This is a genomic window from Aliiglaciecola sp. M165 (assembly GCF_007197995.1).
GTDB lineage: Bacteria > Pseudomonadota > Gammaproteobacteria > Enterobacterales > Alteromonadaceae > Aliiglaciecola.
On the sequence record NZ_VKKH01000002.1, the window covers coordinates 569094 to 581990 of the forward strand.

Here is a 12897-nt window from a genome sequence, read left to right on the forward strand (position 1 = left end):
ACAATACCTAATCACTTTTTGCTCCACCATCGCAGCAAACTTATTGATTTATTTACGTTTTGGAGAAATACCATGAAAAAGGCAGCAATTGCTTTAGTCGTCGCATCAGTTTTCGGCATAACTGCTTGTCAACAGCAAGAAACCGATCCGCTTAAGGTTGAAGAACTGAAGTTTGAGAACAAAGAACAAGAATATGCTTATGCATTTGGTGCTAGCGTAGGTACCTTCGTTGAACAGAGATTAGCAGAACAAAAAGACGTTAACGTTGAACTCGACCCAGCATTGATTATCAAAGGCTTTACCGCAAGTATTCAGGGCAAATCTCAATTTGAGATGGGTGAAATCCAAACGCTCAACAGTGAATTAGACAAAGTTATGAAAGAAGCCCAACTTGCAAAAGCACAGGCGAATGTTGCAAAAGGTAAAGAATGGCTAGTTGAAAACGCTAAAAATGAAAACGTTGTACAAACCGAGTCTGGTCTTCAATACGAAGTACTAACGGCTGGTGAAGGCGACAAGCCTTCTGCACAAGACACGGTTAAAGTTCACTATCGCGGTACCTTACTTGATGGTAGAGAGTTTGATTCATCTTATAGCCGCGGTGAACCGGCAGTATTCCCACTGCATCGAGTTATTGCAGGTTGGACGGAAGGTGTTCAATTGATGAGTGAAGGTGCAAAGTACAAATTCTTCATTCCTTCAGAGTTAGCTTATGGTGAGCGTGCAACGGGCATCATCACGCCTAACTCAACCTTGATATTTGAAGTTGAATTATTGGAAATCATGAACAAAGGGGAATCTAACTAAAAGTTTAGTTATTCTCATGAAAAAGCCGGAAATCTTAACGATCTCCGGCTTTAATTTTTCAACATTCAGCTCTTTCCTTGCTGATCCTAATTCCACAATTTTATCGGTCTTTCTATTCGACCTTGAGGCCCAGAGACTATCCGGGTTATTTGTATTTAAAGCCGCCTGAATTGTTTATACAATTGCGAACTCTTTAGTTAGGTTCACATAACATTTTTGCAAAATTAAACGACCATAAACTCGCTAATCATGCGACAATGTTGTATCACAAATCACTGCAACAGGTTAGGCAGCAAAGCCTTATGCAGCGCGCTTTTTAGACGACTTATATGCAGGTTGTTTAAACGCATCAGTTTGTCGTCTAACTAAGGTTAATACTAGTCTAAATTGTTGCTCATTTCCTGCTCAATGTGTCGCGTTTTTGGAACAATTTCGACTAATAAATCAGCGGTTATAATTTCTAATTAGAAGCAAAAAGCGCTAATTATCTGTGGAATCTTTCTAAGTCATTGTAAGATAATGAATAGTCGAAAAATAAACGATTTTCTGTTGCATAGGGTGACAAATTCTCTACGCATTTTTGTGTGCAGCGTTCACACTACAAAATAATATTATTACCAATCAATAAGTGGAAATCGGTTGAAAACGAATTTAATTACTCGAGAAGGGTATGAAAAACTGCAGCAAGAGCTCAATTATCTTTGGCGTGAGTATCGCCCTGAGATTACAAAGAAGGTCACATGGGCTGCCAGCCTTGGCGATCGTTCTGAAAATGCAGATTACAAAGAAAACAAGCGTATTCTAAGACAAATCGATTCACGGGTTCGATATTTACGAAAACGTTTGGAAGCACTCAAAATTGTTGAGTATTCTCCACAGCAAGATGGGCGGGTGTTTTTTGGCGCCTGGGTGAAAATTGAAAACATAGATGGCGAGGTGCTAAATATTCGGATCGTAGGGCCAGATGAGATATATGGAGATTCAAAAAATCTCATTTCTATTGATTCTCCGATGGCAAGAGCACTACTCAAAAAACAAGTTGGTGACGATGCGATAGTGCAAACCCCCAGCGGCCCTAAAGAATGGAATCTGCTGGAAATTAACTATAAAAATTTAACGAGCGCGCCAGATTAGGCAATAAACACCCTACTAAGTTATCAAACATCAGTGGTATCTTGAGTCGATGAGTACACAAAACCTATCACAAGTTCCGCAACCCAATAGGCGTGTTCGCACGTTGGTTGTCGATGATGAACCTTTGGCCAGAGACTTAATTTCTGGGCTTGTTTCTCGTGATCCGGATCTAGATCTAGTAGGCGTTGCCGCCTGCGGTTCAGAGGCACTAAGTGCCATAGAGCGTTACGCGCCAGACTTACTGTTGCTCGATATTCAAATGCCAAACCTTGATGGCGTCTCTATCGCGGAGCAACTTCTTGGCATGGCATCAACACCCTACATTGTCTTTATTACCGCCCATGACGAATACGCGATTCAAGCGTTTGAAGTATCAGTAAGAGATTATATCGTCAAGCCTGTCAGCAAAACTCGCTTTGCAGCTTCGATGAGTCGAGCTAAAAAAGCCATTTGTGCAGAGATTATAGAAAAACCGAAGCCTCTGATTATTAAGAGTGGTGAAACATTAAGCAGTGTTTTACCAAATGATGTTGTTTGGGTAAGCGCAGCTAATCAATATGTGTGTTTACATACCGCACAAAAACGTGAATTTGTCATCGCTAAGTCTTTACGACAGTTTTCTCGTGATTTGCCAGAAAAAGTGTTTACTCGCATACATCGTTCGACGCTGATAAATAAGTCGCACCTAAAAAGCGTCTATAAAGGAGAGGGTTGTTATATCGTAGAGATGAGCGATGGTTCACAACACAAAATTGCCAGAAACCGAAAATACGTGGTCGCCGACCTTCTGGCCACTACAGGTAGCCAAATACAATGAACACATCGTCATTCCACCCGGCAACATGGTATTCGTTTGTTAAACGCTATTGGCTGCAAATAATTGTCTCTTTTTTAGGCTGGTCGCTGGTCGCGGCCATTCCTGTCACGTCGGCCTATTTGAGCGCTGGTGCTCCTGGGTTTGCTACATGGTGGGCAATATTTACTAAAATTGGCCTCTATTATTGGCTATGGGGAACGTTGGCTCCTTTGCTCTACCGTCTCACCGATGTATTACCTTACCAAGGTAAAGGCGTGTTGCTAACGCTACTTACTCACCTGATCACCGCCTTTGCGTTGTCGTTTATTTTGGGATTCATTGTACATACACAGGCATGGCACGACTGGCTAATTGGTGAGCGTGCACCCGGCTATCATGCCATGAGCTTTTTTACTTATTCATTGATTGTTTTGTGCTCTCTAGCAATCAAATTCTACCGATTGAGTTTATTACGACAAAAGCAAGTTACTGAAGCCAAAATTCATGCGGCACAATTAGACAATCAACTCAATCTTGCCCGAGTTGATTCGCTGCGGATGCAAATGAATCCGCATTTTCTTTTTAATGCACTCAACAGTATCGCGGCCTTAATAGAGTTGGACTATCGCGATCGCGCTTACCTAGCAGTTGAACAATTGGGTGATCTGCTTAGGCAGTCAATTTCGATGTCGCAAAATGACGAAATTCCGCTTAGCCGCGAAATCCAATTTTGCAAAGCCTATTTGTCGATGGAACAAATTCGCTTCAACGATCGATTACAAGTGGAATGGAAATTAGACGAGCAAGCAATGGATTTGCTTGTGCCTGCGTTTGTTTTACAACCTTTTATTGAAAATACCATCAAGCATGCGGTAAGCAATTCGACTAACCTTGTCACTGTGACGATCCAAGCTGGGCTTGAGAACGAACAATTGGTGTTATCTGTGAAAGATGATGGCCATGGTCAAGGCATCAATCAAAACTCAACAGCTACGGGATTATCTAACCTGAACGAACGTTTGCGGTTACGGTATGGTTCAGGTGTAAGCGTCGAATCCCATACACTTTCACCAGGGTTTGAAGCCAATATCCGCATCCCACTCAAAATTCTTGCCACTGAATCCGACAAAAAGTAACCGTTCACAAACAATTTCTACCATTCTCAAAAGAACAACTGAGAACCAACTGCTTTTGACGTACGGTCATATTTCCAACGAATAAAGGGAATATAAGATGACCGTTTTTAACAAAATTGCTATCTCAATCACATTGGCTTTCGTTATTCCATCAGCCGTGATGGCAGCCGAAGACAGTAAGATCAAATTGACTCAAGCCTGCGAAGAGTCGCTTGCATTGTCTGCCCTGCCCATTCGCCTTCGTGATGGCGCTTCGGTTTACACTTTAACCAATGCAGGCTTTAAACTTACTCACAAAAGCGATGGGCCTTTCACCTGCATAGTGGAGCGCAATCATCCGCGCGCAATCATTCCTCAATGTGCAGATGCAGCGGGCACAGATTCGGTAATCCCTGGCGTGATGAAAAAAACCGAGTGGGCATTGGCTGGCGTGAAGTTGGACGAACGGAAAAAGCGCTTTTCCGCGTTAGCTCAGAAGAACATTCTCCGTGCCCCTGAGAGACCAGGGATAAGCTACATGATGTCTGATTTTAATTTCATCTGGAATGAAAATAGCCAAAGCATGATGCACGTTCCCGCGCATGTTATGTATTACGCGCCCAATCTGTCGAATGATGACGTGGGAGGTTCATTTGAACACGCCATGGGAGGGAATCGCGGAACCCCTGTCATTGTGGATAGTGGGATCCATGGTTATATGACTTCCCTTGTTGAAAAGCCCTCTGACTCCAGTGCTGTTTTAGCGAATTGTCAGGGTCAAATCCAAATCGATGAGATGAAATCTTAGGAACCGGTTATGATAAATCGTTCGACAATAATGATTTTGACTTTTGCTAGTATGATGTTGGCTGTTTCTCCCATAAATGCAAAAGAACCCTACACGCGCATAGACGCAGCAATTGATTCGCCTTTTCGAACAGAACGAGACAGAAGCCTTGATGAATCCAGGCAACCTGGCAAATTCCTGCAGTTTTTAGCACTCAAGAACGGCGATAAGGTGGCAGAAATAAACGCGGGCCCCGGCTATAATGCCCGGCTATTAGCAACCATAGTGGGCAATGAAGGTCGGGTTTATGCGAGCAACGCCGATTTTGTGCTTAAATTGTTTTCTGGGTTAAACGAACGACTAGAAGACTCTGTGGTCAATATCTACAATATACAGGTCAGTCGTCAGGCAAATTCGCAACTCGACCATCCAGAAATCCTCGACATGGCAATATTGAACAATAATTATCACGACTTGCATTGGCAAAAAATTGATGTTTTGGCATTTAATCAAGCCGTGTTCAATGCCCTTCGACCAGGTGGCTACTTTGTTGTGGGTGACCATAAAGCCAAACAAGGAAGTGGAACTCGAGACGTAGCAACCTTGCATCGTATCGATGCCGACACGGTGATTTCTGAAATTGAAGCTGCGGGCTTTGTATTGGAGTCGTCTGCTTCATTTTTATCCAATGCAAAAGATGACCTGACACTCCCCGCGTTTGACCCTTCGGTTCGAGGGCGTACAGACCGATTTCTACTAAAATTTAAAAAGGTTGAGCGTTAATATGAAACTTTCTCTTTTCATTCTATTGCTGTTGCTTTGCACTTCTGTGCAAGCAAAAATTTTGTCCTCATCTGATACACATTTTGTCTTGAGGCACGAAGCAACATCGACACTTTCGACGACACAAATTTGGCAGCGATTAATAAAGCCCGCTAGTTGGTGGCACCCCGAGCACACCTATTCGGGCGACTCAAACAACCTTTCACTGGATGCTAATGCCGGTGGACTTTGGCTTGAAAGCTGGGAGAGTGGTTCGGTTAAACACGGTGAAGTGCTTTACATAAAGAATGGCAAGATGCTCAGATTAGATGCACCCTTTGGACCACTTCAGGAATTAGGTGCCCACACCATTTGGACGATCACCATTATCCCTCATGGAGATGGTTCTAAAGTTCAATTTGATGAAGTATCAAGTGGCCCGCCATCAGCTGACCTAGATGAAGTTGCTAAAGCCGTAGACTATGTCAAAGGCGAAGCAATAAAACGACTGACACGATAAAGGCCAAGACACCTAGCATCCAAGCTCTGCTGTTTTTGGTGCATGAGCTTGGTCGTATAAACGTGCACTAAATAGCCTTAGGTCACAACGACTGATGCCTTTTAGCCTATTTGTTAAGCAAGATGACCCTGACCCGGTTTAAATACCCCCTCTAGAATGATCGAATACGAAAAATAACCATCAATAAGTGTTTTTTCTGGCACCCAGCACTGGTAAAGTCTCACACCTCCCTGATAATGGTTTTTTCGGCATAATTGCCTTTCCAAGAGTCTAGTATGATCATCAATAAAATTGCTGAAGAATTGAACGTTCAGCAAACACAAGTTCAAGCGGCCGTCGATTTATTAGATGGCGGCGCCACCGTCCCTTTTATCGCACGTTACAGAAAAGAAGCGACAAATGGCCTCGATGACACGCAATTACGTAACCTCGAACAACGTTTAGGTTATCTTCGAGAAATGTCTGAGCGCATGGACGTGATCCTTAAATCCATAAAAGAACAGGAAAAGCTCACGCCCGAACTAGAAAAAAACATTCGAGGCGCACAAAACAAAACCGAGCTAGAAGATCTCTATCTGCCCTTTAAGCCAAAACGAAGAACCAAAGGACAAATTGCCATCGAAGCAGGATTGTTACCTTTGGCTGATGCGTTAATTGCTGACCCGGATCTCGACCCCGAATCCACCGCTATGCCCTATATCAACGCTGACGCTGGCATTGCAGATACTAAGGCGGCCCTTGATGGTGCTAAATATATTTTAATGGAGCGCTTTGCTGAAGACGCGCAGTTACTGCAAAAAGTTCGGCGGTATCTGCAACACAATGCACATATCTGCAGCAAAGTGATTGAGGGCAAACAAAAGGACGGCGCAAAATACTCAGATTATTTCGAACACAGCGAGGCGATCAGCAAGGTTCCTTCGCATCGCGCCTTGGCGATGTTCCGTGGCCGAAATGAAGGCATGTTGCAAGTCAACCTTGATGCTGACCCACAAAAAGAAAGCACAGACAGAAGCTCGCACTGCGAACACATCATTGCCGAACACTTTGACTTAAAAATTAGTGGTCGTGCTGCCGATGCTTGGTTGGCGTCGGTGGTGCAATGGACATGGAAAGTGAAAACTCAACTGCACATGGAAACAGAACTCTTTGGTGCGTTACGAGACAAAGCTGAAGAAGAAGCAATTAGTGTTTTTGCTCGCAACCTTAATGACCTTCTCATGGCTGCACCAGCCGGTGCAAAAGTGACTATGGGTCTGGATCCTGGATTAAGAACAGGGGTTAAAGTTGCCATTGTCGACGCTACCGGAAAGGTGCTAGACACCAATACAATTTTTCCTCATGCACCACAAAATCAATGGGACAAAGCTGCGCGCACGCTCATCAATTTATGCAAGCAGCACAAAGTTGAATTGATCAGTATCGGTAATGGCACGGGATCTCGTGAAACCGACAAGCTCGTCGGCGAGATCATCAAAGCTCAGCCCGAGCTAAAATTAAGAAAAATCATGGTCAGCGAAGCTGGTGCATCGGTGTACTCTGCGTCTGAATTGGCTTCCAATGAACTGCCAGGAATGGATGTGTCATTGCGCGGGGCGGTGTCTATCGCTCGCAGGCTACAAGACCCGCTTGCTGAGCTGGTGAAAATCGAACCTAAAGCCATTGGTGTAGGTCAGTATCAGCATGATGTGAGCCAGAGCAATTTGGGTAAATCTCTTGAGCACGTCATTGAAGACTGTGTAAATGCCGTTGGCGTAGACTTAAACATGGCATCTCCTGCACTATTGTCACACGTGTCGGGACTAAATCGTACCTTAGCGAACAACATCGTTATGTACCGCGATCAACAAGGTGCCTTTTCTCAGCGTAAAGACTTATTGAAAGTTGAACGCTTAGGGCCCAAAGCCTACGAACAAGCAGCGGGTTTTTTACGCATTGTTGGTGGCACCGACCCCCTTGACGCTTCAGCCGTTCACCCAGAAGCGTATCCGGTGGTAAACGCCATTGTGGATACGTCTAAATGTGCGGTTAACGATTTGATTGGCAATATAGATGTTCTCAAAAAGCTCGATCCCGCTCAGTACACCAATGATGACTTTGGTTTGCCAACCGTTACCGACATTATTAAGGAGCTTGAAAAACCAGGGCGCGATCCCAGACCAGAATTTAAAACCGCTGTGTTTAAAGAGGGTGTTGAAAAAATCTCTGATCTTAAGGAAGGCATGGTACTCGAAGGGGTTGTCAGCAATGTGGCAAATTTCGGTGCTTTTGTTGATGTGGGAGTGCATCAAGACGGACTGGTACATATCTCTGCAATGACCAACAAGTTTATCTCAGACCCTAGGGAAGTCGTTAAAGCTGGTGATATCGTAAAAGTAAAAGTGCTAGAAGTGGATGAGGCGCGCAAGCGTATCGCCTTTACCATGAAGTTGGATGACAATGCTCAGCATTCGCCGTCTCGCAACAAACGCCAGAATAATCAAAAACCAGCGCAAGCAAAGAGTAAAGAACGGAACCACCAGCAAGGTCCACGGTCAAAACCGGCACAACCAGGCAATGCGGCAATGGGTAATGCTTTTGCTGATGCATTTGCCAAAGCGAAACAAAAATAACTTTTTTGTTGAATGGATTAGGATAAAAAATGACTGCACTCATTATCATTGCCGTATTGTTCATCTCACTCATTGTGATAGTGCCACTCATTGAGCGGTCGAATTTTCGTATGTCAGGTGAACAAATGGGTAAATGGGGCCGTTGGATTCTTCCTCTGGCCATTATCCTGATCATTGTTCAAATGGTGATGTATTATTCTGGCGGTTAGCGGCTTAGTCCTTTGCGCCCGTTAACGACGTTTCCGGCCTCAAAAACACTTTGCATTGCGTTCTTTTCCTTTCGCTGATACTGTCTATTTACATTTATTTTTCAAGCAGTTATGAAGGGACTCAGGGTGAAGATTCAAACATTTCAGTTCGATAAATTACGAACGTTTTTAATTCTTATTTCACTTTTTATCACTCTGGTGATGACCACTAAAAACGCTCATGCACAATCTTCAGACACTAGCGCCTTTGATAAAACACTAGAAAACGCCTTTTCAACAACCACATTACCAGGATACAGTCTTGCCTTGGTCAAAGACGGTGAATTAGTTGAAGTCCGTGCCGGCGGAAAAATCAGCTTAGCAGGCGATACACCAATAACGCCTGAAACGCCCATGCAAATTGGATCTGTGTCGAAAAGTTTTGCCGCACTGGCCATTATGCAATTAGTTGAGGCTGGAAAGCTTGAACTGGATACGCCCATTGAAAATTATTTGCCCGAGTTTACTGACAAAGCCGCGGGCAGTATCACCTTGCGTCAGGCAATGAGCCATACATCTGGTCTTTCCACATTACAAGGTAATCAGACACAAACTGATTTAAGTATGGATAGCGAAGCACTGGCTCGGCGAGTCACTGACCTTAGCAATGTTACGCCTGAGCTTCAGCCTGGTCAGGCATTTATGTATTCCAATGCTAACTATCAAATTGTCGGAAGAATCATTGAGTTGGTGAGTGGAACCTCCTACGCGGATTATGTACAGAGTAAAATCCTAATGCCACTAACAATGACAGACTCCTACGTCATAGGTGGGAATGAAAAAAACGGCAGCGCGTTAGGCCACCTTCCTTGGTTTGGCAGCCAGGATCCCATCGAGAGTTTATTGATGGGTGCAGGCTCTTCCCCTCAAGGAGGCGTTGTGACTACTGCAACAGACCTGTCCAAATACGCGATAGTTATGATGAACCAAAAAGACGATATTATCTCTGCACAAAACAAGCGATTGATGATGTCTCCCGTCAGCGAAGCCGTCTCGCACTATGGCTTGGGGTGGAGTATTTATCCGCCCTTGGGACTCGTTTGGCACAATGGTTCAAATCCTGGATTTCAAGCGCAGCTATCAATGAACCCAGAAACTCAGGATGCTTTTGTTTTTATTGCCAACGGCGGCAATAGCTACGGTTTTAATGAGATCAGCGCTGTAGGGTTCAATCTTACCCTCGAAGCAATGCAACTTGAAGGACCAAAAGGCGGTGGCGGCATACTCTCCAAAGCGGTCTTTGTTGCCGCAACATTATTGCCGTTCCTGTTGATTTTCATCGCTTTTCGAAATTGGCAAAAGCGTGAAAAAATGGCTCAACACAGTTCACTGCGCAGATGGTTCGTGACTCTGACCTACACTTTGATTGCGGCACTATCTTGCTGGGCACTGTTTGTGAGTATTCCATTAATGTTTGGCATCCCGCTCGACGCATTACAACTCTTTGTGCCCGATTGGTCACTCATACTCCATGCAATTGTTTTCACTTCTATTGTGCTAGCAATGGTTCGGATAGGTTTGATGATAGGGGTAAAAAGAACGTAGCATTAACACGCATAATAAACTGTAAGTGTGTTGACTATGAAGAGATGCCACTATTTGCTTGCTTCTAGTGGCAAGTCTGCTTCTCGCCAAGCATTGATACCACCAGCGAGGGAATACACGTTGTTAAACCCCATTTCCCTGAGCGTGCGTGCAGCGAGTGCAGAGCGTGCTCCGGAGCGGCAATACAGTAAAATTGGAAGCGCCGACGCCTCTGCGTCATCACAATCTTTGATGTGCTCACCGATAGAAGCTTCAAGTAGACCTCGTGGAATTGCAATACTTCCTGCAATGACGCCTTCAGCGAGTTCTTGCGGTTCGCGAATATCGATAACAAGGTTGAAGTCTTGCAACCTAGTTACAAAATCTGCAACCGATACTTCCGTTATGGTAGCGCGTATGTCATCGACGTAGTGTTTGTAGTTAAGCATCATCTTTCTCCTTTATTAGGTATTAGACCAAGAGATCCAAAGACATCAGCAGTGCCACCAGCAAAAGTACACTGGCGAAAAGGCGCTTTATAATTTGCGGATCCAGCTTGTTCGCAATGAAACCCGCCACGACAACGGCAAGTGCACCAATGGCTGAAATAATCCCTACAACCTGCCAACTAATAACAGGGCTGACAGGTGCCACTTGAAGACTGATAAACGCAGCAAGTCCGTTAAAGACAATCATCACTAAGCTAATGGCTACAGCTGTTTGCATGGCGACTCCTGCAAAAAGTGTTAACGCGGGCACGATTAAAAATCCGCCGCCGATCCCTACCATGCCGGTCACCGCGCCGCTGATACCGCCGATAAGCAGAAGCCGCATCGAGGAGCCGTGCTGTGCACGTATTGACTGTTGCGGTCGCCACATTTTGAAAGCCGCTACAACCAGCAACGCGATGAGAATCAGTGATTGAAAGCCCATCGGTAAGATTAATCCAAGCCTGGCGGATACCATTGCAGCAGGAATACTGGCAATGGCGAACCAGAATAAAATTCGCCAATCCAATCGTTTGGCACGCCACCCTTGATATGCGCCAAAAATTGAAATAAACGGCACAATCAAGAGCGCATGAGCAATAGCCTGCTTTTCCGGTAGATCAAGTAGCAACATAAGCGCAGGCACAAGCAATATTGAGCCACCTGCACCGAGTAAACCTAAACTTAAGCCAACGATAACTGCCGTGATCACAATGCTGACCATCATTAACTTGAAAACCTTTTCATTATTACGTACATTTAGAATATACGATATTATAACTTATATCTTCAAGGAATAATTGAAATGAATTTATCTGTCATTCCGTTTTTTCATCAGCATACAGGCACGGCGAGCTATATCGTTGTTGACCAGTCACAGCGCTATGCTGTTGTGATCGATAGTGTTTTGGATTTTGATAGTGCCAGCGGAGAAGTGGCATCAACCCTTGCGGATGAGCAACTGAAATACTTAGATCAACACAACTTATCCTTGGTATGGATTCTGGATACACATATTCATGCCGACCACCTTACCGCTGCCAGCTACTTGGCTAATCGCAGTCAGGCAAAGTCGGTCATAGGAAAAGGTATTGCCAAGACACAACAGCGATTTAGGTTGATGTTTCCAAATGGCAATCAAGAAACGTCGGTCGAAAACCTCTTTGATAAATTGGTCGCCGAAGGGGATACACTATCATTTGGGGATAATGAGATAAGGGTTATGGACACCCCCGGTCATACTGATGACAGTGTCAGCTATCTTATTGGTGATAATACTTTTGTTGGCGATACACTTTTTATGCCCGACAGTGGCACTGCACGTTGCGATTTTCCGGGAGGCGATGCCCATAAACTGTATCAAAGCGTTCAGCGCATTCATGCACTTCCAGATGAAACCAAAATATGGGTCTGTCACGACTATCAGCCAAATGGCAGAGAAGTAAGAATGCAAACAACGGTAGCTGACAGCAAGCAAAACATTCATTTACGACATCAGGTAAGTGAGTCGGCTTTCGTGCATATGCGCAATGAACGAGACAGTACACTCCCAGTCCCTAAATTGTTGTACCCGTCGTTGCAAGTGAATATACGTGGGGGCCGTTTACCCAAACCCAGTGACAACGGTAAACGTTATTTTGCGATCCCCATTTCAAATTTGACACATAGTGATATGTAAGGAGTTAGGGTGAAAGACATCTATTTTCAGGCACTCGCGGGGGGAGCGTTACTTGGTATTGGTGCGTTTTTGCTGTTGTATTTAAATGGAAAAATAGCAGGTATCTCTGGGATCACTTATCAGGCGATCGCTTCAATAACATCACAAAACAGTTGGCGATGGTGCTTTTTGATTGGCTTAATAGGCGCACCGTTAATTGCAACGAGACTCGGGTTTAGTCTGCCCGATCAGATTTCAGCGCCAATCATAACCTTGGCGATAGCAGGTCTGCTTGTGGGAATAGGCACACGAATGGGTTCGGGATGTACGAGTGGACACGGAATATGTGGAATAGGTCGATTATCCAAGCGCTCGATTGTCGCTACGCTGATCTTTATGAGCACTGCGGTTGTGACCGTTGCCATCTCCCGACAAATGCTGTGAGGA

14 protein-coding genes are annotated in these 12897 nt (G+C 44.6%); 12 read left to right on the plus strand and 2 right to left on the minus strand.

What is annotated here, in order from left to right; all coding sequences use genetic code 11:
• Positions 1-72 precede the first annotated feature (72 nt).
• From FM019_RS04760 to FM019_RS04805, 10 genes are all read left to right on the plus strand, one after another.
• Positions 73-807 (plus strand): FKBP-type peptidyl-prolyl cis-trans isomerase, encoded by a 735-nt coding sequence (locus tag FM019_RS04760; protein ID WP_143834745.1) that lies wholly within the window; start codon positions 73-75, stop codon positions 805-807.
• 639 nt (positions 808-1446) lie between these two features.
• Positions 1447-1941, plus strand: a complete 495-nt coding sequence (greB, locus tag FM019_RS04765) for a transcription elongation factor GreB (RefSeq protein ID WP_143834746.1) — start codon at positions 1447-1449, stop codon at positions 1939-1941.
• Between the two features lie 49 nt (positions 1942-1990).
• Positions 1991-2758, plus strand: coding sequence for a LytR/AlgR family response regulator transcription factor (locus tag FM019_RS04770; RefSeq protein WP_143834747.1), 768 nt, complete (start codon positions 1991-1993; stop codon positions 2756-2758).
• Positions 2755-3873: a sensor histidine kinase gene (locus FM019_RS04775; protein WP_143834748.1), complete on the plus strand. Its 1119-nt coding sequence runs from the start codon at positions 2755-2757 to the stop codon at positions 3871-3873. The genes FM019_RS04770 and FM019_RS04775 overlap by 4 nt, the downstream gene beginning before the upstream one ends.
• A gap of 97 nt (positions 3874-3970) precedes the next feature.
• A complete protein-coding gene (locus tag FM019_RS04780; protein ID WP_143834749.1) occupies positions 3971-4660 on the plus strand; it encodes a hypothetical protein in 690 nt (229 codons plus the stop codon).
• Positions 4661-4669: 9 nt separating this feature from the next.
• The gene (locus FM019_RS04785; protein WP_143834750.1) at positions 4670-5422 is read left to right on the plus strand and encodes a class I SAM-dependent methyltransferase; all 753 of its coding nucleotides are present in this window, start codon (positions 4670-4672) and stop codon (positions 5420-5422) included.
• Between the two features lies 1 nt (position 5423).
• Positions 5424-5921: an SRPBCC domain-containing protein gene (locus FM019_RS04790; protein WP_143834751.1), complete on the plus strand. Its 498-nt coding sequence runs from the start codon at positions 5424-5426 to the stop codon at positions 5919-5921.
• A gap of 275 nt (positions 5922-6196) precedes the next feature.
• Positions 6197-8533: a Tex family protein gene (locus FM019_RS04795; protein WP_143834752.1), complete on the plus strand. Its 2337-nt coding sequence runs from the start codon at positions 6197-6199 to the stop codon at positions 8531-8533.
• Between the two features lie 29 nt (positions 8534-8562).
• On the plus strand, positions 8563-8742 hold the full coding sequence (locus FM019_RS04800) for a hypothetical protein (protein ID WP_143834753.1): 180 nt from the start codon (positions 8563-8565) through the stop codon (positions 8740-8742).
• A gap of 126 nt (positions 8743-8868) precedes the next feature.
• Positions 8869-10326 (plus strand): serine hydrolase, encoded by a 1458-nt coding sequence (locus tag FM019_RS04805; protein WP_185969189.1) that lies wholly within the window; start codon positions 8869-8871, stop codon positions 10324-10326.
• Positions 10327-10376: 50 nt separating this feature from the next.
• Here FM019_RS04805 and FM019_RS04810 read toward each other — a convergent pair whose 3' ends face one another.
• Together FM019_RS04810 and FM019_RS04815 are read right to left on the minus strand one after the other, a co-directional pair.
• Positions 10377-10757 (minus strand): rhodanese-like domain-containing protein, encoded by a 381-nt coding sequence (locus tag FM019_RS04810; RefSeq protein ID WP_221934355.1) that lies wholly within the window; start codon positions 10755-10757, stop codon positions 10377-10379.
• Positions 10758-10776: 19 nt separating this feature from the next.
• Positions 10777-11520, minus strand: a complete 744-nt coding sequence (locus FM019_RS04815) for a sulfite exporter TauE/SafE family protein (RefSeq protein WP_143834755.1) — start codon at positions 11518-11520, stop codon at positions 10777-10779.
• A 78-nt stretch (positions 11521-11598) separates the two neighbouring features.
• Here FM019_RS04815 and FM019_RS04820 point away from each other — a divergent pair, with 78 nt between their 5' ends.
• Both FM019_RS04820 and FM019_RS04825 read left to right on the plus strand, forming a co-directional pair.
• Complete coding sequence (locus tag FM019_RS04820; RefSeq protein ID WP_143834756.1) at positions 11599-12471, plus strand: MBL fold metallo-hydrolase; 873 nt, start codon at positions 11599-11601, stop codon at positions 12469-12471.
• Positions 12472-12480: 9 nt separating this feature from the next.
• A complete protein-coding gene (locus tag FM019_RS04825; RefSeq protein ID WP_143834757.1) occupies positions 12481-12894 on the plus strand; it encodes a YeeE/YedE family protein in 414 nt (137 codons plus the stop codon).
• Positions 12895-12897 lie beyond the last annotated feature (3 nt).